The 24,432-nt window shown below is 53.0% G+C and carries 25 protein-coding genes; 10 read left to right on the top strand and 15 right to left on the bottom strand.

What is annotated here, in order from left to right; genetic code table 11:
- Positions 1-303 precede the first annotated feature (303 nt).
- The 4 genes from OGV65_RS14040 to OGV65_RS14055 all read right to left on the bottom strand — a co-directional run bounded on the left by OGV65_RS14040 (position 304) and on the right by OGV65_RS14055 (position 2,829).
- Complete coding sequence (locus OGV65_RS14040; protein ID WP_016152413.1) at positions 304-780, bottom strand: type III secretion system chaperone family protein; 477 nt, start codon at positions 778-780, stop codon at positions 304-306.
- 90 nt (positions 781-870) lie between these two features.
- On the bottom strand, positions 871-1,773 hold the full coding sequence (gene rimK / locus OGV65_RS14045) for a 30S ribosomal protein S6--L-glutamate ligase (RefSeq protein WP_016152412.1): 903 nt from the start codon (positions 1,771-1,773) through the stop codon (positions 871-873).
- Positions 1,774-1,832: 59 nt separating this feature from the next.
- On the bottom strand, positions 1,833-2,555 hold the full coding sequence (nfsA, locus tag OGV65_RS14050; protein ID WP_286455083.1) for a nitroreductase NfsA: 723 nt from the start codon (positions 2,553-2,555) through the stop codon (positions 1,833-1,835).
- On the bottom strand, positions 2,539-2,829 hold the full coding sequence (locus OGV65_RS14055; protein WP_016152409.1) for a YbjC family protein: 291 nt from the start codon (positions 2,827-2,829) through the stop codon (positions 2,539-2,541). The genes nfsA and OGV65_RS14055 overlap by 17 nt, the downstream gene beginning before the upstream one ends.
- A gap of 172 nt (positions 2,830-3,001) precedes the next feature.
- On the opposite strand from OGV65_RS14055, the gene OGV65_RS14060 reads away from it, so the two are divergent.
- On the top strand, positions 3,002-3,265 hold the full coding sequence (locus OGV65_RS14060) for a GrxA family glutaredoxin (protein WP_016152408.1): 264 nt from the start codon (positions 3,002-3,004) through the stop codon (positions 3,263-3,265).
- Positions 3,266-3,299: 34 nt separating this feature from the next.
- On the opposite strand, the gene OGV65_RS14065 is transcribed toward OGV65_RS14060, so the two are convergent.
- Complete coding sequence (locus tag OGV65_RS14065) at positions 3,300-3,680, bottom strand: inner membrane protein YbjM (protein ID WP_016152407.1); 381 nt, start codon at positions 3,678-3,680, stop codon at positions 3,300-3,302.
- Between the two features lie 269 nt (positions 3,681-3,949).
- On the opposite strand from OGV65_RS14065, the gene OGV65_RS14070 reads away from it, so the two are divergent.
- A complete protein-coding gene (locus tag OGV65_RS14070) occupies positions 3,950-5,635 on the top strand; it encodes an aspartate:alanine antiporter (protein ID WP_016152406.1) in 1,686 nt (561 codons plus the stop codon).
- A gap of 268 nt (positions 5,636-5,903) precedes the next feature.
- A complete protein-coding gene (locus tag OGV65_RS14075) occupies positions 5,904-6,701 on the top strand; it encodes an SDR family NAD(P)-dependent oxidoreductase (protein WP_286455084.1) in 798 nt (265 codons plus the stop codon).
- On the opposite strand, the gene OGV65_RS14080 is transcribed toward OGV65_RS14075, so the two are convergent.
- Positions 6,688-7,248, bottom strand: coding sequence for a TetR/AcrR family transcriptional regulator (locus OGV65_RS14080; RefSeq protein ID WP_029139468.1), 561 nt, complete (start codon positions 7,246-7,248; stop codon positions 6,688-6,690). The two genes, OGV65_RS14075 and OGV65_RS14080, sit on opposite strands and share 14 nt — an antisense overlap.
- Before the next feature lie 85 nt (positions 7,249-7,333).
- Between OGV65_RS14080 and OGV65_RS14085 the strand changes: the two genes are divergently transcribed.
- The 3 genes from OGV65_RS14085 (at position 7,334) to OGV65_RS14095 (ending at position 9,745) form a co-directional block, all read left to right on the top strand.
- Complete coding sequence (locus OGV65_RS14085) at positions 7,334-8,542, top strand: MFS transporter (protein ID WP_046274659.1); 1,209 nt, start codon at positions 7,334-7,336, stop codon at positions 8,540-8,542.
- Entirely contained in the window at positions 8,542-9,357 is an 816-nt protein-coding gene (locus OGV65_RS14090) for a Cof-type HAD-IIB family hydrolase (RefSeq protein WP_279263433.1), read from the top strand. The genes OGV65_RS14085 and OGV65_RS14090 overlap by 1 nt, the downstream gene beginning before the upstream one ends.
- Before the next feature lie 106 nt (positions 9,358-9,463).
- On the top strand, positions 9,464-9,745 hold the full coding sequence (locus OGV65_RS14095; RefSeq protein ID WP_103766083.1) for a hypothetical protein: 282 nt from the start codon (positions 9,464-9,466) through the stop codon (positions 9,743-9,745).
- A 28-nt stretch (positions 9,746-9,773) separates the two neighbouring features.
- Here the strand turns inward: OGV65_RS14095 and OGV65_RS14100 are convergent, their stop codons facing one another.
- The gene (locus OGV65_RS14100; protein WP_047501216.1) at positions 9,774-11,006 is read right to left on the bottom strand and encodes an MFS transporter; all 1,233 of its coding nucleotides are present in this window, start codon (positions 11,004-11,006) and stop codon (positions 9,774-9,776) included.
- Between the two features lie 297 nt (positions 11,007-11,303).
- On the opposite strand from OGV65_RS14100, the gene ybjG reads away from it, so the two are divergent.
- Both ybjG and deoR read left to right on the top strand, forming a co-directional pair.
- Entirely contained in the window at positions 11,304-11,912 is a 609-nt protein-coding gene (gene ybjG / locus OGV65_RS14105; RefSeq protein ID WP_286455086.1) for an undecaprenyl-diphosphate phosphatase, read from the top strand.
- Between the two features lie 64 nt (positions 11,913-11,976).
- Complete coding sequence (gene deoR / locus OGV65_RS14110) at positions 11,977-12,735, top strand: DNA-binding transcriptional repressor DeoR (protein ID WP_019076372.1); 759 nt, start codon at positions 11,977-11,979, stop codon at positions 12,733-12,735.
- Between the two features lie 45 nt (positions 12,736-12,780).
- Here the strand turns inward: deoR and dacC are convergent, their stop codons facing one another.
- Positions 12,781-13,983 carry a serine-type D-Ala-D-Ala carboxypeptidase gene (gene dacC, locus OGV65_RS14115; RefSeq protein WP_286455109.1) on the bottom strand — a complete coding sequence of 401 codons (1,203 nt, stop codon included), beginning with the start codon at positions 13,981-13,983 and terminating at the stop codon, positions 12,781-12,783.
- Between the two features lie 328 nt (positions 13,984-14,311).
- Between dacC and OGV65_RS14120 the strand changes: the two genes are divergently transcribed.
- Positions 14,312-14,938, top strand: coding sequence for a glutathione S-transferase family protein (locus OGV65_RS14120; RefSeq protein WP_141875023.1), 627 nt, complete (start codon positions 14,312-14,314; stop codon positions 14,936-14,938).
- Positions 14,939-14,943: 5 nt separating this feature from the next.
- Here the strand turns inward: OGV65_RS14120 and OGV65_RS14125 are convergent, their stop codons facing one another.
- Both OGV65_RS14125 and bssR read right to left on the bottom strand, forming a co-directional pair.
- Positions 14,944-16,041: a PQQ-dependent sugar dehydrogenase gene (locus OGV65_RS14125; protein WP_200107591.1), complete on the bottom strand. Its 1,098-nt coding sequence runs from the start codon at positions 16,039-16,041 to the stop codon at positions 14,944-14,946.
- A 102-nt stretch (positions 16,042-16,143) separates the two neighbouring features.
- Entirely contained in the window at positions 16,144-16,527 is a 384-nt protein-coding gene (gene bssR, locus OGV65_RS14130) for a biofilm formation regulator BssR (protein WP_016156086.1), read from the bottom strand.
- 230 nt (positions 16,528-16,757) lie between these two features.
- Here bssR and rimO point away from each other — a divergent pair, with 230 nt between their 5' ends.
- Complete coding sequence (rimO, locus tag OGV65_RS14135) at positions 16,758-18,083, top strand: 30S ribosomal protein S12 methylthiotransferase RimO (RefSeq protein ID WP_016152393.1); 1,326 nt, start codon at positions 16,758-16,760, stop codon at positions 18,081-18,083.
- 57 nt (positions 18,084-18,140) lie between these two features.
- Here rimO and gsiD read toward each other — a convergent pair whose 3' ends face one another.
- Genes gsiD through iaaA form a run of 5 tightly spaced genes read right to left on the bottom strand, consistent with a single transcriptional unit; the run spans position 18,141 to position 24,412 of the window.
- A complete protein-coding gene (gene gsiD / locus OGV65_RS14140; RefSeq protein ID WP_047501226.1) occupies positions 18,141-19,052 on the bottom strand; it encodes a glutathione ABC transporter permease GsiD in 912 nt (303 codons plus the stop codon).
- A 2-nt stretch (positions 19,053-19,054) separates the two neighbouring features.
- Complete coding sequence (gene gsiC / locus OGV65_RS14145; RefSeq protein WP_016152391.1) at positions 19,055-19,975, bottom strand: glutathione ABC transporter permease GsiC; 921 nt, start codon at positions 19,973-19,975, stop codon at positions 19,055-19,057.
- Positions 19,976-20,021: 46 nt separating this feature from the next.
- The gene (gene gsiB, locus OGV65_RS14150) at positions 20,022-21,560 is read right to left on the bottom strand and encodes a glutathione ABC transporter substrate-binding protein GsiB (protein ID WP_115190782.1); all 1,539 of its coding nucleotides are present in this window, start codon (positions 21,558-21,560) and stop codon (positions 20,022-20,024) included.
- Positions 21,561-21,588: 28 nt separating this feature from the next.
- Positions 21,589-23,460 carry a glutathione ABC transporter ATP-binding protein GsiA gene (gsiA, locus tag OGV65_RS14155; protein WP_019076365.1) on the bottom strand — a complete coding sequence of 624 codons (1,872 nt, stop codon included), beginning with the start codon at positions 23,458-23,460 and terminating at the stop codon, positions 21,589-21,591.
- On the bottom strand, positions 23,447-24,412 hold the full coding sequence (iaaA, locus tag OGV65_RS14160; RefSeq protein WP_286455087.1) for a beta-aspartyl-peptidase: 966 nt from the start codon (positions 24,410-24,412) through the stop codon (positions 23,447-23,449). Before iaaA ends, gsiA begins: the two co-directional genes overlap by 14 nt.
- Positions 24,413-24,432 lie beyond the last annotated feature (20 nt).

The following is a 24,432-nucleotide window of genomic DNA, read 5'->3' on the forward strand; positions in this document are numbered from 1 at the left end:
GCGCTGTTATCCGCCCATGCATTCAATATGCATTGTGGCCACAGGTCAGGCCACAAGGGGCTGTTTGAATGATGACGTTGATCAGCTTCGCAAGAATAACTTTAGCCAGGATTTGTGGATATAGCCCAGATTAAAAAACGTCTTTTATCAATTTTTTATGCATGAATTGTCTATGACATACAGTGGAAGGCGCTGAATGGAGGTGAATAATTCTTTAATGAACGGTTAAATGCAGAATAAAAACAGGCAATACGCAACCGCTTTGGCAGCGGCTGCGCAATATATGTCCAGATTCAGGAAGAATTAATGGAGGAAATGAACTTCGGCGTTGCTGTTTTGCGCATCTTCTTCAGCGTTAAATAACAGCTGATGCGCACCGGCCTCGAGGATCACCATCGATATTTGCTCTTCACTCTGGCGAACAAAATATTCGAACTGCTCAAACGTCACGCCCGGGATAACGGATAAAGACTGGCAGACCACCAGCTTTGGCAGATTATCATCCTGCATATCCAGAAAGGCTTTCACCGTCAGTGAACTGGCGTTAATCGCAGACAGATCGGCGGCCAGCGGCAGTAGTGCAGAAGGTCTGACTTCTGCCATCGCGGAAAACAGAATGACGTTATCGACCAAATCAACTTTTGCATCAAAGATGCCGTCAAAATTCTGCATGTGCGGCAAATGCAGCGCCTGACAGGTATCGCATTCAAAAAAACTCATGCCCAGGTCGTCGAGCCATTGACGCAACGTATCCAGAGTGGGAACGACCAGTGATGTCATAATAATGTGCGACCTCTATTGATGAAAAAAATACCGACACAGCTTACGCAAAAAGAGCGTGTCATACTACGATCGCAATCGATATTGTGCTTAGCCGCCGATTTTAAGGCAAAATTCAGGCGTAGCGTGACGCTCAATCCACTGGATCATCTTGCCGGCAATGTCTATTCCGGTAGTTTTCTCCACCCCTTCCAGGCCAGGAGAAGCGTTGACCTCCATGACCAGCGGCCCACGTTCAGCACGCAGAATATCAACGCCAGCAACGTCCAGACCCATTGTCTGAGCGGCTTTGAGCGCAATTTCCCTTTCGCGCGGCGTGATATTCGCAATAGTGGCAACCCCACCGCGATGGAGATTAGAACGAAAATCACCTTCTTTCGCCCGGCGCTCAATGGCGGCCACCACCTCGTCACCGACCACGAAACAGCGAATATCTCGCCCTTTCGCTTCTTTGATATATTCCTGAACCAGAATATGGGCATTCAACCCACGAAAGGCATCCACCACGCTTTCTGCGGCCTGCCGCGTTTCCGCCAGTACCACGCCGATCCCCTGCGTACCTTCAACCAGTTTCACCACCAGCGGCGCGCCGCCAACCATGTCAATCATGTCGCTGGTATCGTCCGGAGAGTGAGCAATCCCGGTGATGGGTAAATCGATCCCCTGACGCGCCAACAGCTGCAGCGAACGCAGCTTATCGCGCGCACGCGTAATCGCTACCGACTCATTCAGCGGATAGCTACCCAGCATCTCAAACTGGCGCAACGCCGCGGTACCGTAAAAGGTAATCGCTGAACCAATCCTTGGGATCACTGCATCGAAATGAGGAAGCTGGCGGCCCTTATAATGAATTGAGGACGCCGCCGGGCTGATATTCATATAGCAAGAAAGGGGATCGATAATTTCAACCAGGTGACCACGCTGCATCGCCGCTTCACGCAGGCGCTTACAAGAATAGAGCGTTCCGTCCCGGGACAAAATGGCAATTTTCACCCTGCACCTCTCTGAATGACCTGGTAAAAGCTGGCGTATCATACACTGCGTTAAAATCTTTAGCGCGTAGCCCATCCCTGTTTATGCAAATATTCCAGGATAAAGGGACGACTTTCTTTAATGATGGTGCGGCGAATATGGTCGCTCCAGGTGTCACGGCCCGTATTGCTCCCGCGGGTCAGATAGTACTGCGCGAGCTGCTCATCATATTGCGATAAAACGTCTTTGTTGAGTGGCTGATACTGATTTTCGTGCACCACAAGCGACGCTGGCAGTCGCGGCTTGATATCCGGGTTATCAGCAGGCCAGCCGAGGCACAGCCCAAACAGCGGCAGAACATGTTGCGGAAGCTTCAGCAGTTCAGTGACCGGCTCAATGTTATTTCGCAGACCGCCAATAAACACGCCGCCAAGCCCCAAAGACTCTGCCGCCGTCAGCGCATTTTGCGCCATCATCGCGGTATCAACGACGCCCAGTAGCAGCTGTTCCGCCAGCCCGAGTTGCGCGTCAGGGCAAATCTGCAAATGGCGATTAAAGTCAGCGCAAAACACCCAGAACTCGGCGGCCTGCGCCACATGTTTTTGTCCGCCGGATAAAGTAGCCAGTGATTCGCGCAGAGCGTTATCCGTTATGCGAACGATGGATGTGCATTGTAAAAAACTGGAGCTTGAGGTCCCCTGAGCGGCGGCAATAATCGCCTCCCGCTGCGCATCCGAAATGGCATCATCGGTGAAATGGCGAATGGAACGGTGGCTACGAAGTAAATCAATGGTTGGCGTCATCTCTTTTTTCTCTGTCTGAACGTGAAGAATCACCGGGGGTTCGTGACATCAGCTGCGGCGCAACCAGTTGAGCAATACGCCACGTTAATACCACCGCGGCGGGAAGCATCAGCAGCACACCCAGAAATATCATCACCACGCAGGCTAACGGACTGCCAAGCGGTGCGGGTAAAGTGAGGTAATCGTTAAGCGATAGCAGCGCCAGCGATAACAAAACCATCCCGATTATTTCCAGCATCAATACGCTTTTGGGTAATGCACCAATTGTGCGCATAAGCGGCCTCCCGGCGAAATGGCTTTCATTATAAAACGTTCCGGCTTGTCGTGTTTAACAGTTATAGCTTGAGGATATCAAAGCAACAGGCTGAACCTGCTTTTCATCTGTCACAAATCGCGGCATCATAACAAGTATTGCCATCCGGCCTGATAAGTTCGAGGAGAGAGAGATGTTTGCCGTTATTTTTGGTCGCCCAGGGTGCCCGTATTGCGTGCGCGCAAAAGAATTAGCAGAAAAATTAAGCAATGAGCATGACGATTTTAACTTCCGCTACATTGATATCCATGCCGAAGGTATTACGAAAGCCGATCTGGAAAAGACGGTAGGTAAACCAGTTGAAACCGTTCCGCAGATTTTTGTTGATCAAAAACACATCGGCGGCTGCACGGATTTTGAAGCGTGGGCAAAAGAGAACATGAATCTGTTCGCCTGATAGCCGTTTCTACGCCCTCCGCTGGAGGGCGTCTTCAGTTCTTTTTCCGTCGATGATGCTGATTGAACAAGTTGCTGATAAACAAAAAACACAATGCGCCAAGCGCGCACCAAAACACCGCACTAAACAACCACGCCAGCTCTTGCCACAATGAACGCGTCGGCATAAAAACGAACCGCATCAGTAACAGACAGCACGGCGCCGCCAACATGGCACCAAGAAGGGGTTTGAGCACCTCCCGACGATGGGAGAAAAAGCTTGCTGCAGCACCAGGCAGGATAAAAAACAACAATCCGACCTCAGGATGCCCTGCCGCTCTGAATGCCCCTTTCACGTTCAGCGTTAATGAAAGACACACCACAATAAAGAGCACAAAGCAGCAGACCGCACCCGCCCAACTTTGCTTATGTTTCAATTGTTCCTCCTGACACATTCTCTATCGAACACTCTTTTCGCCCGCAGGCGTCCAGTCAGATAAAGTAACCAGGCATTCCATGCCAAAAACACACTCACACGATTCTTATAGCCGTTGATACGTAATGAGATTAAACTAACCGCATATATTGTTATGCTGCATTATTCGGGGCTGTGTACGAAGCTGTCGCCCCTTAATTTCTGGCAAAAACATTAGCGTAAATTGCCATTTCTTTCAATAGCTTACTAGTAAACAAGAAGTTAGTCTCCGTGAATATAAACGTCGCAGATTTGTTAAATGGGAATTACATCCTGTTATTATTTGTGGTCCTGGCACTGGGCCTGTGTCTGGGTAAATTACGTCTGGGTTCAGTCCAACTCGGTAATTCCATTGGCGTTTTAGTGGTGTCCCTATTATTAGGTCAACAGCACTTTAGTATTAACACCGATGCATTAAATCTCGGCTTTATGCTGTTTATTTTTTGTGTCGGCGTCGAAGCCGGTCCCAACTTTTTTTCGATTTTTTTTCGCGATGGGAAAAATTATCTAATGCTTGCTCTGGTGATGGTCGGCAGCGCCATGCTGATCGCCCTGGGGCTGGGTAAGCTATTTGGCTGGGACATCGGCCTGACGGCAGGTATGCTGGCCGGCTCGATGACCTCAACGCCGGTGCTGGTCGGCGCGGGTGACACCTTGCGCCATTCCGGAATGTCGGGGACATCGCTTTCAACCGCCCTCGATAACCTGAGCCTCGGTTATGCGCTCACCTATTTGATTGGTTTGGTCAGTCTGATTGTTGGCGCGCGCTACCTGCCGAAACTTCAGCATCAGGATCTGCAAACCAGCGCCCAACAAATCGCACGTGAACGGGGTCTGGACACTGATGCCAACCGTAAGGTTTATCTGCCGGTAATTCGTGCCTATCGCGTTGGCCCGGAACTGGTGGCATGGGCCGATGGCAAAAATCTGCGCGAGCTGGGTATCTACCGCCAGACCGGTTGTTACATTGAACGCATCCGTCGCAACGGCATCCTGGCCAACCCGGATGGCGACGCGGTACTGCAAATGGGCGATGAGATAGCCCTGGTGGGTTATCCGGATGCGCATGCCCGCCTCGATCCCAGCTTCCGTAATGGTAAAGAGGTGTTCGATCGCGATCTGCTCGATATGCGCATCGTTACTGAGGAGATTGTGGTGAAAAATCACAATGCCGTTGGCCGCCGCCTGGCCCAGTTGAAACTGACCGATCACGGCTGTTTTCTCAACCGCGTGATCCGTAGCCAGATTGAAATGCCTATCGATGATAACGTCGTGCTTAATAAAGGCGACGTGCTGCAGGTCAGTGGGGATGCTCGCCGCGTCAAAACCATTGCCGATCGTATCGGCTTCATTTCCATTCACAGTCAGGTGACCGATCTGCTGGCCTTCTGCGCCTTCTTTATCATCGGTCTGATGATCGGGATGATCACCTTCCAGTTCAGTAATTTCAGCTTCGGCATCGGGAATGCGGCTGGACTGCTGTTCGCCGGGATCATGTTGGGCTTCCTGCGTGCCAACCATCCAACGTTTGGCTATATCCCACAGGGGGCGCTGAACATGGTCAAAGAGTTTGGCCTGATGGTATTTATGGCAGGCGTCGGTTTAAGCGCGGGCAGCGGCATTGGCAATGGCCTTGGCGCCGTGGGTGGGCAAATGCTGATTGCTGGCCTGGTTGTCAGCCTGGTGCCGGTTGTCATCTGTTTCTTATTCGGTGCTTACGTATTGCGCATGAACCGCGCCCTGCTTTTTGGCGCCATGATGGGCGCGCGTACCTGCGCTCCGGCAATGGAAATCATCAGCGATACAGCACGCAGCAACATCCCCGCATTAGGCTATGCCGGGACCTACGCAATTGCCAACGTACTGCTGACATTAGCGGGGACACTCATCGTCATTGTCTGGCCTGGGCTTGGTTAGCGCTGAAATTTACTCTTAAACGAAAATTTTTTGCAGGTAAGCAGAACTTTTCTTCAAGACGTCAGTCATAACTATTGCCACTGCTTTTCTTTGATGTCCCCAATTTGTGGAGCCCATCAACCCCGCCGTTTTGGTTCAAGGTTGATGGGTTTTTTGTTGCCTGAATTTTGCGTTCGCTGACTCCCTCCCCCCGAAACTCTCTCACATTTGCAGCATGCTGGTTATGACACATACTTTTAGTCAGAGCTAAATGGTAATGGGGGGTGCTATGTTACTCGCAGGCAAAGTCGCGGTAATCTTCGGAGGCAGCGGCGCTATAGGCAGTGCAGTTGCGCATGCCATGGCGCGTGAAGGCGCCCATGTGTATCTGGGCGCGCGCAGTCAGGAAAAGCTGGATTGGGCGGCCAGTAGCATTCGAACCGCGGGCGGTGCAGTCGAAACCTTTGTCGCCGATGTACTCGACGAATACGGCACCTCAAAACAAGTTACTCACCTTGCGCAGCAAACCGGTGGAATAGATGTGGTGGTTAACGCAACCGGCTTTATGCATGAACAAGGCAAACGCATCGAGGCATTATCCCTTTCTGAGTTTATGAGCGGTATCACCCCTTTCCTCTCGGCGCAGTTCAATATCGCAAAAGCCGTAACACCACACATGGGCGGCAATCGTGCGGGCGTCATTCTCACCGTTGTTGCGCCAGCGGCCCCGATGGCGATGCCTGGACATCTGGGACACATCGTTGGCTGTGCGGGAACAGAGGCCTTTATTAAAGCGCTTGCCAGCGAACTGGGGCCGGCGAATATTCGGGTCGTCGGCGTGCGCTCGCATGCGATTGTGGATGCCGTTCAGGCCGGTTCCTATACCGGGGAAATTTTTACCGCTAAAGCGCAGTCAATGGGTATTACCGTCGCACAATGGTTAGCTGGTGCGGCGCAAAGTACCATGCTCAGGCGCCTGCCTACGCTTGCACAAATCGCTGAGGTAATGACCTTTCTGGCTTCAGACCATGCCGGAGCAATCACCGCAACGGTGGTGAATATTACCGGCGGCGCTACGCACAACTGACCGTTGCGGGCAACCCCGCAATACGCTCCACCATCAGCAAGATATCTTCTCGCCGCAGTGGTTTTTTGTCCGTGACAAAATGCAGCGTCATCCCTTCAATAAACGCATCCAGCGCCCGCGCCGTAACCGGAGCAAACCACTGCTCCAGCGTTTGTTGGCTGCGTAACATCCAGTTTTGCATCACCGTTTTTAGTGCCGGTTTACGGCTGGCGAAGGCATACAGCTGATACATGAGTTCCATGTTATCGGGTGTCGTGACCTGGGAGCTGTAAATCATATCGGTAATCGCATGGCAAGCCTGCGACGCATCCGCAACGTCGGCAAAAAAAGCCTGATACTGCAGCATCATCCTGTCAGTAAAACGGTCAAACGCCTCCATTAAAAGCTCATCAATTCCCGAAAAGTAATAGGTCATAGAACCCAAGGGCACCTGAGCAATTGTCGCAATCTTCCGATGTGTAACCGCATGAATACCATGGGCTATTACCGCATCCAGAGTCGCCTGAACTATTTTTTCCCGCCGCTGCGGATCGTTCGCACGTCGCACTGCATTACCTCTTCTTGCATTTGTGTACAAATGTACACAACCTTGCTAAGGTTGTCTTCTTTCCTCTTTTCTTCGGCTCGAATTCATGACTGGCATCTCATCACGCAAAGCCTTAAGACGTCGCACCTGGGCACTGTTCACGTTCTTCTTTTTACCAGGATTATTAATGGCCTCCTGGGCAACGCGTACCCCTGCCATCAGAGATATCCTCTCCATCTCAACCGCCGAAATGGGCGCGGTGCTGTTTGGACTCTCAATTGGTTCGATGAGTGGCATTCTTTGTTCGGCCTGGCTGGTGAAACGATTTGGCACGCGTAAAGTGATCCGCACCACCATGTCTTGCGCAGTCCTCGGAATGGCAATCCTCAGCCTGGCGCTCTGGCTGCATTCCGCATGGCTTTTCGCATTTGGTCTGGGCGTGTTCGGCGCCAGCTTTGGCGCAGCAGAAGTTGCCATCAACGTCGAAGGTGCGGCTGTTGAGCGCGAAATGAATAAAACCGTACTGCCGATGATGCACGGTTTTTACAGCCTGGGAACGCTAGCGGGTGCCGGAGTCGGGATGATGCTTACCGCCTTCAGCGTACCGGCGACCGCGCATATCTTGCTGGCGGCGATGGTGGCTATCACCCCTATCTTCATCGCCATCAAAGCCATTCCTGACGGCACGGGTAAAAATGCCGCTGACGGGTCTCACTCCGGCGAAAAAGGACTGCCTTTTTATCGCGATATTCAGCTATTGCTGATTGGCGTCGTGGTGCTTGCAATGGCATTTGCTGAAGGTTCCGCCAACGACTGGCTTCCGCTACTGATGGTGGACGGACATGGATTTAGCCCGACATCAGGCTCGCTGATTTATGCCGGATTTACGCTGGGTATGACCGTTGGACGATTTACTGGCGGCTGGTTCATCGACCGCTACAGCCGCGTCGCGGTAGTACGCGCCAGTGCGCTTATGGGTGCTCTTGGGATTAGCCTGATTATTTTTGTCGACAGCACTTGGGTGGCGGGTGTTTCCGTTATTCTGTGGGGACTCGGCGCATCACTGGGCTTCCCACTGACCATTTCGGCTGCCAGCGACACCGGCCCCGATGCGCCAACCCGCGTCAGCGTTGTCGCCACTACCGGCTATCTGGCATTCCTGGTTGGACCACCGCTGCTGGGCTACCTGGGTGAACACTACGGCCTGCGTAGCGCTATGCTGGTGGTGCTGGCGCTGGTGCTTGTCGCCGCCATCGTCGCGAAAGCGGTGGCAAAACCGGATCTCAAAAACACCACTGTGATGGAGAACAGCTAATGCGTATCAAACTGATTGCAGTCGACATGGACGGCACATTTTTAAGCGACCAAAAAACCTATAATCGTGAGCGCTTTATGGCGCAATACCGCCAGATGAAAGAACAAGGGATCCGCTTTGTGGTCGCCAGCGGCAACCAGTATTACCAGCTCATCTCCTTTTTCCCTGAACTGGCCAGTGAAATCTCATTTGTCGCCGAAAACGGCGGATGGGTGGTCAGTGAAGGGGAAGATGTCTTTAACGGTGAGCTGGCAAAAGACGATTTCCTGGCCATCATGGAACATCTGCTGACCCGTACGGACATCGACATTATCGCCTGCGGTAAAAATAGCGCCTATACCCTGAAGCGGTACAGCGATGAGCATAAGACGGTCTCCGCCATGTATTATCATCGTCTTGAATTTGTGGATAATTTTGACAACCTCAACGACATTTTCTTCAAGTTCGGGCTAAATATTTCAGACGATCGTATCCCCCAGGTGCAGGCTGACCTCCATGAGGCGATTGGCGACATTATGGTGCCGGTACATACCGGCTACGGCAGTATCGATTTAATTATACCCGGTGTGCATAAGGCAAACGGGCTGCGTCTGCTGCAACAACGCTGGAATATTACCGATGATGAGGTTGTTGTGTTTGGCGATGGCGGCAATGATATTGAGATGCTGCGTCAGGCAGGATTTAGTTTTGCAATGGCGAACGCCCATAAGCCGGTTATCCAGGCGGCAAAATATCGCGCAGGGTCGAACAACGAAGAGGGCGTGCTGGATATTATCGACCGCGTGTTAAAGAATGAAGCACCGTTTACGCAATAACGCCTCAGCACAGACGGCAACAAAATGATGGCATGATCTATTCATAATCCGCCTCAAATTAACCCGCTGGATTATTACCTCCAGTGAATATTCAGACGAGCGGATTATGAAGAAAAGTGTACTGATAGCGACATTGTTGCTGGGTTTTGCGGGGACAACATTTGCGCAAAGCGTTACCATTGATGTACCAAGCGGTTATAAGGTGGTGGTAGTACCCTCTTCCGTCAGCGTTCCGCAGGCGGTCAGCGTTACCACAGCGCCACAAACGGTGTATGTTGCTCCGGCGCCTGCCCCGGCGCCTGTCTATCGCGCACATCCTTATGCGCGACATGTTGCAAGCGTCGGTGAAGGAATGATCATCGAACACCAGATTGACGATCACCACTAAGTTTTTGCCTGGCCCGGGCAACCGGGCTTTAACCTTCCCGTGAATCCCCTACCCGTTTATCTTTCAGGAAGATAACCATCAGAATCACCCACAGTACGCCGCTTGCCAGATTGAACAGGCTGAACAAGCCGTTTCCTCCGAGCAGATAAGCGTGTTTACTCAGCTCAATACCGACGGTAAAAATCAGCATCTGCAACATACCCATGGCGGCAGAAACCGTGCCCTTACTCATTTCACTGGCAAACAGCGTCAGACGTACCAGTCCCGCATTCGCCACGCCAATACCAAACGCATAGATGCTTAAACCCGCCGTCATCCATAGATACGCATGGGATGACACCACCGTGGCCGCAGCGGCAATCACCAGCCCGACGGCGATTGGCCAGCCGCCCATGATAATCAGCGAACGTACGGTTTTTCGCGAGGTCAGGCGCGCCAGTACCAGGTTACCGGCAATCAACGCGCCAAAAATCGGTACCTGCAACAGGCCATATTCGTAACTGCTGAGATGTTCACCGCTGATGATAATAATCGGGGACTGCGCAATCCACGCCAGTAACGGCAGGCTGACAAAACCCAATGCCAGCGCGCCTGCAACGAAGCGCACGTTCCTCAGCACCAGCTTATAATCTTTGCCCAGCTCTTTAATCGACAGCTTTTCACCAAGCCGGGTTGCCGTTTCCGGCATCGCGCGTTGCAGACCAAAAAAAGAGATGGCGGCCAGGGCGGCAAACAGGATAAACATCCCTTCCCACGGCAGAACATGTACCCAGGCTGCACCGACCAACGGCCCCAGCAGGGGCGCAATCAACGCTACGTTTGCCATCAGCGCAGTAATTTTTATGCACACCGCTTCTTCAAAGGATTCCTGAATTGCGGCGTAACCCACCGCGCCAATAAAGCACAGGCTTATCCCTTGTAAAAAACGCAGGAAGGTAAATTGCTCAATATTCTGCGCAAGCAGGGTTGCAAGGCAGGTCACAATGAACCAGAGCACGCCGGTTAACATCACCGGGCGACGTCCAATTCGATCCGACAGCGGTCCTAATAACCACTGCAAAAACATGCCGCCAGCCAGATAGGCGGTCATGGATGTGGGCACCCAATCTAATCCGGCATTATATTGCTCCACCACCGCCAACATTCCGGGCTGGATCATATCGTTGCCGATATAAGTAGAGAATTCGTAAAGCACCAGACAGAGAGGGAAAAGTAATGCCTGACGCCCCAAACGGGCGCCTGAAGATAAACGGTTCTGCATGCAGTCTCTTAACTATAGGAAAATCGCGCAAAGTGTAATAAATGCGCCGTACTGGTGATAGTGAATTATGTGATTTGCAAGCAAATTGCGCACATTTTTACACTCATTTGCTCAGGAACATTTTGCGTTAAGGTTAATTTAAGTTGAGGCCGCTATCATGTTCAATAAGTCTCATTAATTGTCTGAAAAATAGTCATTTAACAGACAAATAAGACAAGACCGCTTTTTATCCCGTGAAAGCAATTTTATGCTCTCCTCTCTTGGGCCTTTTTAACGATTACACTGAGTCTGGACGTTATGCTGGAAAATCTGAACAACTCACTTTTTTATCTCATCAATGCCACGCCGGACTCTGCGCAATGGATGATATCGCTTGCCATTTTTATTGCCAAAGACCTGATTAACATCGTACCGCTGTTAGCCGTTGTGCTTTGGCTTTGGGGGCCGCGGGCCCAGGTTACTCTCCAGCGCCAGTTAGTTATAAAAATGGCGATTGCGCTGATCGTCGGTCTGGCGATTTCATGGCTGATGGGGCATCTGTTCCCTCACGATCGTCCGTTTGTTAACCACATCGGTTACAACTTCCTGCATCATGCGGCGGATGACTCTTTCCCGAGCGATCACGGTACGGTTATCTTTACCTTTGCACTGGCTTTCCTGTTCTGGCATCGCCTGTGGACGGGCGCTCTGCTGATGGTCGTTGCTGTGGCGATTGCCTGGTCGCGGGTCTACCTTGGCGTACACTGGCCGCTGGATATGCTGGGAGGATTACTCGCCGGGCTGATTGGCTGCCTGAGTGCCCAGATGATCTGGCAGCGGTTTGGCACGCCCCTGTACCTCGGCTTGCAATATTGCTATCGCGCCTGCTTCGCTCTGCCCATCCGTAAAGGCTGGGTGCGTGACTAACCCACGGTAAAAAGAGTAGTATTAAGCGCGATACTGAGCACTTATTCTACTCTCCAGGGGAACTATGGAAACTCGACGCGACGAGCGTATTGGTCAATTACTGCAGGCGCTGAAACGCAGCGATAAATTACACCTCAAAGAAGCCGCGACGCTGCTGGGCGTATCTGAGATGACCATCCGTCGCGACCTGAATAATCACGATGCTCCCGTCGTCTTGCTCGGGGGCTATATTGTTCTGGAACCCCGCAGCGCCAATCACTATTTAATCAGCGATCAAAAATCCCGACTGGTTGATGAAAAGCGCCGTGCCGCCCAGATGGCGGCAAGCCTCGTGCAGGCACACCAGACTATCTTTTTCGACTGTGGTACCACCACGCCGTGGATCATTGAGGCTATCGACAATGAATTGCCTTTCACCGCAATCTGCTACTCGCTGAATACGTTTCTGGTGCTGCAGGAAAAACCGCAGTGCCGCGTCATTCTGTGTGGTGGCGAATTCCATGCCAGCAACGCAATTTTCAAACCGCTTGATTTCCAGGAAACGCTGAACAACCTGTGCCCGGATATCGCTTTTTATTCCGCAGCTGGCGTTCATATTGAGAAAGGCGCGACCTGTTTTAACCTGGAAGAGCTACCGGTGAAACACTGGGCGATGTCGATGGCGCAGCATCACGTGCTGGTGGTCGATCACAGCAAATTTGGTAAGGTGCGTCCTGCGCGGATGGGTGAAGTAAAACGCTTTAATACCATCGTCAGCGATAGCCGTCCTGACGAGGCGTTTGTTGAGTACGCGAAAGCGCAACGTATCAAACTGATGTATTAAGCGATACTGCCGGATGGCGATAGCGTCATCCGGCAAACGCTAAGATTAAGAGAACCAGCCGCCAAACCACTGGTGGAATTTCATCATCACAAAGTCCCACATGCGACTAAAGAATCCCCCCTCTTCCACGGCCTCCATCACCATCAGTGGACGCTGCTCGATGGATTTCCCGTTCAACTGGAAGTCGATAGTTCCCACAACCTGACCTTTCTTCAGCGGCGCGGTTAACTGTGGTTCGGTCAGGGTAAAGCTGGCCTTCAGGTTTTTGAGCTGACCACGCGGGATAGTCACCGAGCCCGCTTCTCCGGCGCCCAAATTAACTTCACTCTTATCGCCAAACCAGACGCGCTGCGTCACGAAAGTGGCATCCGGTTTAATCGGCGTAACGGTTTCAAAGAAGCGGAAGCCCCAGGTCAGCAGCTTTTCTGACTCATTAAAACGAATGCGGTCGGTTTTCGCCCCCAATACCACGGAGATCAGGCGCATATCCCCCTGGGTCGCGGAAGCGACCAGGTTGTATCCCGCCCCGGCCGTGGTACCGGTTTTCATACCGTCCACGTTCAGGTTGGTGCTCCACAACAAACGGTTGCGGTTCGGCTGGCGGATTTTATTAAAGGTAAATTCTTTCTCTTTGTGGATAGCGTACTCTTCCGGTACATCGTGGATTAGCGCCTTCCCGAGCAGGGCCATATCACGTGCGGTACTGAACTGTCCTGCCGCATCCAGGCCATGCACGGTCTGGAAAGTGGTATTGGTCAGCCCCAGTTTTTTCGCGTAGCCGTTCATCAGACCAATGAAGGATTCCTGGCTGCCGGCAACGTAATCAGCCAGTGCGATACAGGCATCGTTACCAGACTGGATGATAACGCCTTTGTTCAGATCGGACACTGCAACCTGATCGCCGGGCTTGAGGAACATAACAGACGAACCGCGCAGGGCCGGATTACCGGTCGCCCAGGCGTCTTTGCCCACGGTGACCATATCGTTGAGGTTAATTTTCCCGGCCTTCAGCGCCTGACCGACCACATAGCTGGTCATGATCTTAGTCAGACTGGCAGGATCCAGTTTCTCATCAGCATTACCTTCCGCCAGTACCTTACCGCTGGCGTAATCCATTAGGATCCACGCGCGCGCGTCGACGCTCGGTGGGGCCGTTGGTTGCTCCGCCGCCTGTACGTTCGGCGCCAAAAGGATTAAGAGTGCAGAACCTGCAGCAAAGCAGCGAAGTGAAGAGAAGTATTGCGTCATAAATGCCACCCGAGTATCCATTCCAAAAAACCACGTCATACCACACCGTGTTTACACAAAACCAGCCAAGCGACCCTGGCCAACCCATGCAGAAAAGGTCTGATGGATGACGTGTAAAATAAGTGCGGTGAGTAATAACGCACTAACGAGCTTAAAGAAACCGTAAGTTGGTAAAGTTTTTAAAGTTTATGCAATAACACCGCGCTGCGCTGCTCCCGGCACGATTTTTTTAGACTTTGTTGCGTAAATATTAGGTTTACCCCACCATGTGGGCTAGTCAGATGGCATCTGCAGCCATAAAGCTGCTCAATTAATTTGCGGGGTTACTATGATTACACTGTGGGGTCGCAATAACTCGACCAACGTAAAAAAAGTATTGTGGACGCTCGAGGAACTGGAACTGCCGTATAACCAAATTCTGGCGGGCGGACAGCATGGCGGTAACCGCGATGCCGACTATCTGGCACTCAACCCGAACGGACTGGTCCCGCTGCTACGTGATGATGAAACGGACGTTGTTCTGTGGGAATCCAATACCATTGTCCGCTATCTGGCAGCTCAGTACGGACAAAAGCGTTTGTGGATTGACACCCCGGCCGCGCGCGCCGTCGGTGAAAAATGGATGGACTGGGCAAACCAGACGCTAAGTCCTGCGCATCGGGTTATCTTGTTTGGCCTGGTCAGAACCCCTGCCGAGAAACGCGACATGGCGGCAATCGAGGCGGGTAGTCAGGTGTGCGATAACCTGTTTGCCATTCTGGATAACGCGCTGGCGGACCAGCCATGGTTCTCCGGGGCTGAATTTGGCACTGCCGATATCGCCGTTGCGCCGTTTATCTATAACCTGTTCAACGTTGGCCTGAGCTGGACCCCGCGCCCACATCTGGAGCACTGGTATCAGCAACTGACCGAACGTCCGGCGTTTCAAAAAGTCGTGATGATCCCGGTCAGCTAACTAAATCAGGGACTCACTTTCAGTAATTCCCCGTCGGACTCGTCGGTTAGTACGTATAAGTACCCGTCTGGTCCGACGCGCACATCACGGATCCGTTGTCCCCTTTCCTGCAACAGACGACCCTCTTCGGTGACGGCATTCCCTTTGACGCTCAGCACGATCACTTCTTTCTCTTTCAACGCGCCAATGAATAACTTCTGCCGCCACTGTGGGAAGGTATCGCTATTATAAAAAGCCATTCCGCTGACCGCCGGTGACTTTTCCCAGTAAAAGATGGGTTGCTCTGTTCCAGCAACAATTGGGCCTTTTGCTTCGGGAATTTTAAGACCACTGTAGTTAACGCCCCAGGTCGCAAGCGGCCAGCCGTAGTTTTTCCCTTTCTCGGGGATATTGATTTCATCGCCCCCGCGTGGACCATGCTCATTAAGCCACAGCGTATCGCTCCAGGGATTCATCGCCATCCCCTGCGGGTTGCGGATACCATATGACCAAATCTCTGCCCGCGCTCCTGCCCTCTTCACAAACGGATTATCCGGCGGAATTTTTCCCTCATCGGTCAGTCGTACGACCTTGCCCTGCAACTTATCCAGATCCTGTGCGGTAGAACGTTGATTATTTTCACCAAGACCAATAAACAGATAACCGTTGCCATCAAAAACCATACGTCCGCCAAAATGGTTTCCGCTGGAGAGCTTCGGCTGTTGGCGAAAAATGGTCTGGAACCCTTGCAGATGTTTGAGATCGTCGCTCAGTCGTCCGTAACCAACCGCTGTCCCGGCGTTACCTTCACTGTCAGCTTCAGCAAAGCTAAGCCACACCCGGCGGGATTGTTTAAAATCCGGAGCTAATGCCACATCAAGCAATCCCCCCTGACCATTCGCCCAGACTTTGGGTACGCCGGTCAGCGGGTCGGAAAGCCCCTTCCCTGACTGCCAAAGTCGAAGCTGGCCGCCTTTGAGCGTAATGAGCATGCCGCGATTGTCGGGTAAAAACGCCAGCGACCACGGATGATCGAGTTTCGTTTGCAGCACTTCCACCTCTACCGCGGCGGCATAAGAGGAAAATAGCGCGAGTGGGACAGCACAGAGAAAGAGTCGACGCATAACACCTCCTTAATGGCTCTGCATAAAGCGTAGCCAGCAAGGGGAATTATCCTGCCACATTTACATAATCTTAACGAAAAGGGGGAGCGCCCTCCCCCTGATTCAGACGTGTTCCAGCGTTGAATAAGATTGCAAACACTGGATACTTAGCGTCAGCGTTGTCAGGCAGTTTTCCAGTTTCTCTGCGTTAACGGCGATAAAGGTTGGACAATCGTGATGTCCACTCATAAGACAAACAGCGGCGGCGGCTAACGCCCCTTCAGCACGATGAAGGGCATTCCACTCTTCCTGATCAAGATGCATACCGTGAAGCTGTGATTGCTCGTGCAATTCGCGATTCAGTGCAAAAAAATTATCACGCAGACGATCGCTCTCGCTGACTGACATGTAGCCTTTCGCTTTTCTCAACAGCAGATAAGCGGCAAGTTCGACACGGGCGTTTATCAATTTGTTGAGAAGATCGGTTCTCAGTCTGTCAACAACCATACTTTGTTCCTCCTCTTTCCAACTATGGTGCAACTTAATAGTATGGTCATTTTTTGAACAAAGTCGTGTCCAGGATCAATCCATCACCGAAAATTAACACAATTTACAAATAATCTTTAATTCCACGCCGGGCGTGGCGACTGATGGTATGAGATTGCGATACAATTTTTATTCAGAACTCTGTAGAATCCGTGCCCTGAATATTCCAATAACTGAACAATTTTTACGCTATGAGCAATGTAACCCACCAGCCGAAAATCGGCTTTGTCTCCCTCGGCTGCCCGAAAAACCTCGTCGATTCTGAACGCATCCTGACCGAACTTCGTACCGAAGGCTATGACGTTGTGCCAAGCTACGACGATGCGGATATGGTTATCGTTAACACCTGTGGCTTTATCGACAGCGCGGTTCAGGAGTCGCTGGAAGCAATCGGCGAAGCGCTGAACGAAAACGGCAAGGTGATCGTCACCGGCTGTCTGGGCGCGAAAGTCGATCAGATCCGTGAAGTCCACCCGAAGGTGCTGGAAATCACCGGACCGCATAGCTACGAACAGGTTCTGGAGCACGTTCACCACTATGTGCCCAAACCAAAGCACAACCCGTTCCTGAGCCTGGTTCCTGAACAGGGCGTCAAGCTCACTCCGCGTCATTATGCCTATCTGAAAATTTCTGAAGGCTGCAACCACCGCTGCACGTTCTGCATTATTCCGTCGATGCGTGGCGATCTGGTGAGCCGTCCGATTGGCGACGTCCTCAGCGAAGCCAAACGTCTGGTGGATGCGGGCGTAAAAGAGATACTGGTCATTTCTCAGGATACTTCCGCGTACGGCGTGGATGTGAAGCATCGCACCGGTTTCCATAACGGCGAGCCGGTCAAAACCAGCATGGTTGATCTGTGCGAGCAGTTATCAAAACTGGGGATCTGGACTCGTCTGCATTACGTCTATCCCTATCCGCACGTTGATGACGTGATCCCACTGATGGCGGAAGGGAAAATCCTGCCGTATCTGGACATCCCGCTGCAGCATGCCAGCCCGCGTATTCTTAAGCTGATGAAACGCCCAGGCTCCGTGGACAGACAACTGGCACGCATCAAGCAGTGGCGTGAAATCTGCCCTGAACTGACGCTGCGCTCAACCTTCATTGTCGGTTTCCCGGGTGAAACGGAAGAAGACTTCCAGATGCTGCTCGACTTCCTGAAGGAAGCGCGTCTGGACCGCGTGGGCTGCTTTAAATACAGCCCGGTAGAAGGCGCTGGCGCCAATGACCTGCCGGACCAAATCCCGGAAGAGGTGAAAGAGGAACGCTGGAACCGCTTTATGCAATTGCAACAGCAAATCTCTGCTGAACGTTTGCAGGAGAAAGTGGGCCGCGAAATTCTGGTTATCGTTGATGAAGTTGACGAAGAAGGCGCGATTGGCCGCAGCATGGCTGACGCCCCGGAAATCGACGGCGCGGTATACCTGAATGGCGAAACCAAGGTGAAACCTGGCGATATCATCCGCGTGAAGGTCGAAAACGCTGATGAATACGATCTGTGGGGCACCCGCGTTTAAATAAGCGCAACCCAACTGTAGGCCGGATAAGCGTTACGTCTTATCCGGCCCTGTGATTTATCCTTTAATTTTCGGGTCCAGCGCGTCGCGCAGACCATCTCCGAGTAAGTTAAACGCCAGTACCGTCAGGAATATCGCCACCGCCGGGAAAATCGCCACGTGCGGCGCGATCACCATATCAGCGCGGGCTTCATTGAGCATTGCCCCCCACTCCGGGGTCGGCGGCTGCGCACCCAATCCCAGAAATGACAGGCTCGCGGCAGAGATAATCGACGTGCCAATTCGCATGGTAAAAAAGACCACGATCGATGAAACCGTACCCGGCAGGATATGGTTGAAGATGATGGTCGCATCGCTGGCGCCGATACTGCGCGCGGATTCAATAAAGGTCTGCTGCTTTAGCACCAGCGTATTTGCGCGCACCAGCCGCGCGAAGGCCGGAATGGAGAAAATGGCCACGGCAATAATCACGTTTGCAATGCCGCTGCCCAGCACGGCGACCACGGCTATCGCCAGCAAAATACCCGGAAAGGCAAACAGCACATCGCAGATACGCATAATCAGTCGATCCCACCAGCCTTCGAAGTATCCCGCCAGCAGACCCAGCACAGTGCCAATCGCTGCGCCAATAAATACGGCAAAGACCCCCGCCGCCAGCGAGATTTGCGCCCCCACCAGCACACGGCTAAAAATATCCCGCCCCAGCGAGTCAACGCCGAACCAGTGCAGCATCGACGGTCCGTCATTCAGACGGTCATAATCGAAGTAATTCTCGGCATCAAATGGCGTTAACCAGCGAGCAAAAATCGCCACCATTATCAGCAGCAGGACAAATAACCCCGCTAACATCGCCATGCGCTGGCGACGGAAACGACGCCAGAATTCATGCCACGGCGTGCGTATCTGCTCAGGCTTAACAAGGGGCATCGCATTTAAAATCGCCTGTCGGCGCCAGTTAAAAAATCGCATCCTTACTTGTACCTGATAGCCGGATTAATGGCGGCATAGAGCACATCCACCACTAAGTTAATAAGAATAAACTCCAGAGAAAACAACAGCACCTCGGCCTGAATCACCGGGTAGTCGCGCATTTCGACTGAGTCCACCAACAGCCGCCCAAGCCCTGGCCAGTTAAACACCTTCTCAACCACAATCGAGCCGCCAAGCAAAAAACCAAACTGTAGCCCCATCATGGTGACCACCGGGATCATCGCATTGCGCAAACCATGTTTTAACACCACCCAGGTTTCACTCACCCCTTTGGCCCGCGCGGTACGCATATAGTCTTCACTGAGCACATCGACAAACGAAGCGCGGGTAAACCGGGCTAACACCGCAGCCACCGCCGCACCCAGGGTAATAGACGGGAGGATATAGTGCCGCCAGGTATCAGCGCCAACGGTGGGCAACCAGCCAAGCTCAACGGAGAATATCTGCATGAGCAGCATGCCGAGCGCAAACGCCGGGAAAGAGATCCCGGTGACGGCGAGCGTCATACTCAATCTGTCCGGCCAACGATTGCGCCATACAGCAGCAATAATCCCTGCCGTCATGCCGAATAACACCGCCCACGCCATGCTGGCAATGGTCAGCCATAGCGATGGCATAAAACGACTGGCTATCTCTTCGGAGACCGGGCGACGAGAAACCATTGAGGTTCCAAAATCGCCTTGCAACACGTTAGTAATGTAATGCCAGAACTGAATATGCAGCGGCTGGTCCAGACCCAACTGCTGACGCACCAGTTCGATCACCTCAGCGTCAGCCTCCGGTCCGGCAATCAGCCGGGCAGGATCGCCGGGTAGCAGGTGAACAAATAAAAATACCAGCACCGCTACGATCAACAGAGTTGGAATCAACCCCAGCAGGCGCTTGAAAACATAGTTAAGCATCACACTCCCTTCGCCGGCCCCTGTGTGGCGGGGCCGGATGAATAGCTTATTTTAAATCCGCATCATCAAAGCTAAATCCGGTATCCGGCATGATCCAGAACCCGGTCAATCTGGTGTTGTGCGCCGAAATCAGTTGTTCCACAACCAGTGGGATCCACGGCGACTCTTTCCAGATAATATCCTGCGCATCCTTGTACAGCTTCGCTTTCTGGGCCAGATCGTTGGTTTGCAACGCTGCCGCTAAATCACTGTCCACCTGCTTATTGCTGTAGAACGCCGTATTAAACAGCGTTGGCGGCCAGTTTTGAGATGCAAACAGCGGTGACAGCGCCCAGTCTGCTTCACCCGTAGAGGCAGACCAGCCGGTGTAGAACATGCGTACCCCGCTCTCTTTCTGCGCTTTACCTTCGACTTGCGCCGCGCGCTGACCGGCATCCATCGCCGTCACCTGAGCCTTAACGCCCACCTGAGCCAGTTGCTGCTGGGTAAATTGCAGCACTTTTTGCGCGGTACTATGGTTATGAGAAGACCATAGCGTGGTGGTAAAACCGTTCGGATAACCCGCTTCTTTCAGCAGTTCGCGCGCTTTTGCCGGGTCGTATGGCCATGGCGTATAGCTTTGCGCATAGGCGATCGACGGTGGGAGAACGCCGGTTGCTGGCGTCGCGTAACCGGCAAACGCCACTTTCACCAGCGCCTGACGGTTGATGGCATAATTCAGCGCTTCACGCACCTTCGGGTTATCGAACGGTTTTTGCGTGACGTTCATGCTGATGTAACGCTGCATAATAGACGGACTGGCCACCAGTTCCAGGTTTTTATTCTTCGCCAGTAGCGCCGCCTGTTCGTAAGGGATCGGGAAGGCAAACTGCGCTTCCCCGGTCTGCAACATTGCCGCACGCGTGTTGTTGTCGGTCACCGGACGCCAGGTAATCGTATCCAGCTTTGGCAGCCCTTGCTGCCAGTAACCCGCGAACTTCTTAACCTTTACAAAATCCGTCTGATTCCAGGTCTCAAGCTGATACGGCCCGGTCCCCACGGGATGGAAACCGATCTCCTTGCCGTATTTCTCCAGCGCGGCGGGAGAGATCATCGCCGTAGCCGGGTGCGCCAGAATATTGATAAATGCAGAGAACGGCTGCTTCAGCGTTATCTTCACCGTCGACGGATCGACGACCTCGGTTTTATCGATATTCTTATACAGGTTGTAGCGTTTCAGATGGTTTTCCGGATTGCTGGCCCGGTCGAGGTTAGCTTTAACCGCATCGGCGTTGAAGTCGGTGCCGTCCTGAAACTTCACACCCTGTCGCAGCTTAAGGGTATAAGTCAGGCCATCATCAGAAACCGTATAACTCTCCGCCAGCACATTTTTCAGCTTCATCTCTTTATCAAGGCCAAACAGCCCCTGGTAAAAGGACTTCGCTACCGCCTGCGACAACGTGTCGTTTGCGTCGTAGGGATCGAGGGTGGTGAAATTGGATCCTACCGCCACTACTACATCTTTGGCGGCCCAGCCAGGTGTGGCGGCCAGCGCAGAGGCTACTCCCACAGCAACCAGCCATTTTCGAGCAACAATTTTTGTCATGTTATTCTCCTTAAACCCTGCCTGCCTGTTATAAACGCGAAAGCGCATTTTCTGGTTGCGGTCGCGCAACATAATGCCCCGGGCCAACTTGCTGGAGTGAAACGGGGGAAATCTCTTCACCGCGTTTGCGGATATTACTGGGGATATCATCCGACAGCAGCACGCGCTGGGGCCGGTGATGTGAGGGATCGGCGACCGGGACTGCCGCCATCAGTTTGCGGGTGTACGGATGCTGCGGATTTTCAAACACCGCGCGTCGGGTGCCGATCTCGACGATTTGCCCAAGGTACATCACCGCCACCCGATGACTGATCCGCTCCACCACCGCCATATCGTGGGAAATAAACAGGTACGCAATCCCCATTTCTCGTTGGAGGTCGAGCAACAGGTTGATAATTTGCCCGCGAATTGAGACATCCAGCGCCGAGACTGACTCATCGGCAATAATCACCTTGGGATTGAGCGCCAGCGCCCGGGCAATACAGATACGCTGACGCTGACCACCGGAAAACTCGTGCGGATAGCGCCAGGCATGCTCAGGGAGCAATCCTACGCGTTCCAGCAACCATGCAACCCGTTTTGCCGCCGCATCGCCTTGCAGTAGCCCATGCACCCGCAGCGGTTCTAAAATGGAATATCCCACGGTCTGACGCGGATCGAGCGAAGCATAGGGGTCCTGGAAGATAAATTGAATATCCCGACGCAGCGGCTGTAGCTTACTGGCGGCCAGGGTATCGATACGCTGTCCGTTGAAAACAATCTCCCCGCGCTGAGACTCTACCAGACGTAGCAGCGCCCGACCGGTGGTGGATTTCCCGCAGCCTGACTCCCCCACCAGCGAGAGCGTCTCGCCGGGCCACAGGTCAAAGCTGACGTTTTCCACCGCATGCACCTCGCGGGTCACCCGATTAAGAATGCCGCTGCGCAGCGGAAAACGCGTCACCAGATTACGTACCTGCAAAATAGGCTCGCCTTCAACCACTGTATCCTGTTCAGTCTGTGGTTCTACATGACTGGGATCGTGTAACGAAATGAGAGGAAACCGGCGCGGGTACGCTTGTCCGGTCATCGCCCCAAGCTGCGGCACGGCTGCCAGCAGCGCTTTGGTGTAAGGATGCTGGGGAGCGTGAAAAATCTGCTCAACGCTGCCGGTTTCTACCGCCTCGCCCTGATACATCACCAGCACGCGATCGGCAATATCCGCTACGACGCCCATATCGTGGGTAATAAAGATCACTCCCATCGACATATCCTGCTGCAACACTTTTATCAGTTGCAGGATCTGTGCCTGAATAGTGACATCCAGCGCGGTAGTCGGTTCATCGGCAATTAAAACCGCAGGGCGACACGATAGCGCCATGGCGATCATTACCCGCTGGCGCATGCCGCCAGAAAGCTGGTGCGGATAGCGCGATAAAATAGCCTTCGCCTCAGGAATACGCACCTGGTCGAGCATCCGTTTCGCTTCCACCATCGCCTCTTCGTGGCTGGCCCCCTGATGCAAACGGATTGACTCAGCAATCTGCTCACCCACGGTAAATACCGGATTAAGCGATGTCATGGGCTCCTGGAAGATCATGGCGATATCCGCGCCACGCACGTGACGCATCCGCGACGCGCTCTGTTCACCCAGCTCAATAACCTGTCGGTTACGGCGTCGAAGGAGCATTTCATCGCAGCTCACCTCACCGCCTGACTGTTCAATCAAACGCATTAGCGACAAGGCTGTTACCGACTTTCCTGAACCGGATTCACCCACTATCGCCAGCGTTTCACCACGCTTCAGGCGAAATGACAGATTACGCACCGCACTGATGCGCTGTTGCTCCTGTTCAAAGGCAATGTTCAGGTTGCTGACTGCCAGCACGTCGCTGGCGTCAAGCTCATCACTGTGTGGCAACGGTATCTCCTTTTTCCTGATAAATACCGGTGGTTGGCGTATCGCCTGCATATCCCCAGGCTCGGTACATGCCTTCGCTGTTAAACGGCAAGGCGACGTTGCCCTCGTGATCGATGGCAATTAAACCGCCGCTGCCGCCGAGCGCCGGTAATTTTTCCATTACTACGCGTTCGCACGCCTCCGATAAACTCAGGCCGCCATAGTCCATCAACGCCGCAATGTCATACGCCGCCAGCGCACGAATAAAGACTTCACCGGTTCCGGTGCAGGAAACGGCCACACTTGCGTTATTGGCATAACAGCCTGCGCCGACCAGCGGACTGTCACCTACCCGCCCCGGTAATTTGTTGGTCATCCCGCCGGTCGATGTTGCCGCCGCCAGATTGCCAAACATATCCAGCGCGACCGCACCCACAGTACCCATTTTGTTGTTTTCATCCAGCGGGGTCGCGCTATGATCCAGCACCGTTTCACCCGCCGATTGCGCTGCCAGCAGTTGAGCGTAGCGTTCTGGCGTCGAGAAAATATCCGCCGAAACGCGCTCCAACCCCTGCGCAATGGCAAAGTTTTCAGCCCCTTCACCTATCATCATGACGTGGGGGCTGTGTTCCATCACCAGGCGTGCCGCGAGAATCGGGTTGCGCAGATGGCTAACCCCGGCGACGGCTCCCGCGTTTAGCGTATTACCGTCCATCACACAGGCGTCCAGTTCATGGGTTTCATCACGGGTATACACCGCGCCAATTCCGGCATTAAACAACGGACACTCTTCCAACAAACGCACGGCTTCGGTGACCACATCCAGTGCGCTACGACCGTCTTCAAGCATCCGTTGGCCGGTTTCAACGATATCCGACAGCGCTTGTATATAACGCAATTCTTGCTCCTGGCTCAGTAACGCGCGGGTGATAGCCCCTGCGCCGCCGTGAATTGCAATGACTGCTTTACCCATTTTATTCGTCCATTAGGTGG

This window comes from Citrobacter sp. Cb004, assembly GCF_030337065.1.
In the GTDB taxonomy this organism is placed as follows: Bacteria; Pseudomonadota; Gammaproteobacteria; order Enterobacterales; family Enterobacteriaceae; genus Citrobacter; species Citrobacter braakii.

Bases quoted from the DNA above. Each gene is read 5' to 3' on its own strand.
- bssR (WP_016156086.1), bottom strand. From the start codon at position 16,527: ATGGTTGTTGACAGACTGAGAACCGATCTTCTCAACAAATTGATAAAC.
- dacC (WP_286455109.1), bottom strand. From the start codon at position 13,983: ATGACGCAATACTTCTCTTCACTTCGCTGCTTTGCTGCAGGTTCTGCA.
- OGV65_RS14085 (WP_046274659.1), top strand. From the start codon at position 7,334: ATGACTGGCATCTCATCACGCAAAGCCTTAAGACGTCGCACCTGGGCA.
- rimO (WP_016152393.1), top strand. From the start codon at position 16,758: ATGAGCAATGTAACCCACCAGCCGAAAATCGGCTTTGTCTCCCTCGGC.
- gsiD (WP_047501226.1), bottom strand. From the start codon at position 19,052: ATGCGATTTTTTAACTGGCGCCGACAGGCGATTTTAAATGCGATGCCC.
- OGV65_RS14095 (WP_103766083.1), top strand. From the start codon at position 9,464: ATGAAGAAAAGTGTACTGATAGCGACATTGTTGCTGGGTTTTGCGGGG.
- OGV65_RS14100 (WP_047501216.1), bottom strand. From the start codon at position 11,006: ATGCAGAACCGTTTATCTTCAGGCGCCCGTTTGGGGCGTCAGGCATTA.
- OGV65_RS14125 (WP_200107591.1), bottom strand. From the start codon at position 16,041: ATGCGTCGACTCTTTCTCTGTGCTGTCCCACTCGCGCTATTTTCCTCT.
- OGV65_RS14090 (WP_279263433.1), top strand. From the start codon at position 8,542: ATGCGTATCAAACTGATTGCAGTCGACATGGACGGCACATTTTTAAGC.
- OGV65_RS14060 (WP_016152408.1), top strand. From the start codon at position 3,002: ATGTTTGCCGTTATTTTTGGTCGCCCAGGGTGCCCGTATTGCGTGCGC.
- iaaA (WP_286455087.1), bottom strand. From the start codon at position 24,412: ATGGGTAAAGCAGTCATTGCAATTCACGGCGGCGCAGGGGCTATCACC.
- OGV65_RS14075 (WP_286455084.1), top strand. From the start codon at position 5,904: ATGTTACTCGCAGGCAAAGTCGCGGTAATCTTCGGAGGCAGCGGCGCT.
- deoR (WP_019076372.1), top strand. From the start codon at position 11,977: ATGGAAACTCGACGCGACGAGCGTATTGGTCAATTACTGCAGGCGCTG.
- nfsA (WP_286455083.1), bottom strand. From the start codon at position 2,555: ATGACGCCAACCATTGATTTACTTCGTAGCCACCGTTCCATTCGCCAT.
- gsiC (WP_016152391.1), bottom strand. From the start codon at position 19,975: ATGCTTAACTATGTTTTCAAGCGCCTGCTGGGGTTGATTCCAACTCTG.
- ybjG (WP_286455086.1), top strand. From the start codon at position 11,304: ATGCTGGAAAATCTGAACAACTCACTTTTTTATCTCATCAATGCCACG.
- OGV65_RS14055 (WP_016152409.1), bottom strand. From the start codon at position 2,829: ATGCGCACAATTGGTGCATTACCCAAAAGCGTATTGATGCTGGAAATA.
- gsiB (WP_115190782.1), bottom strand. From the start codon at position 21,560: ATGACAAAAATTGTTGCTCGAAAATGGCTGGTTGCTGTGGGAGTAGCC.
- OGV65_RS14040 (WP_016152413.1), bottom strand. From the start codon at position 780: ATGACATCACTGGTCGTTCCCACTCTGGATACGTTGCGTCAATGGCTC.
- OGV65_RS14120 (WP_141875023.1), top strand. From the start codon at position 14,312: ATGATTACACTGTGGGGTCGCAATAACTCGACCAACGTAAAAAAAGTA.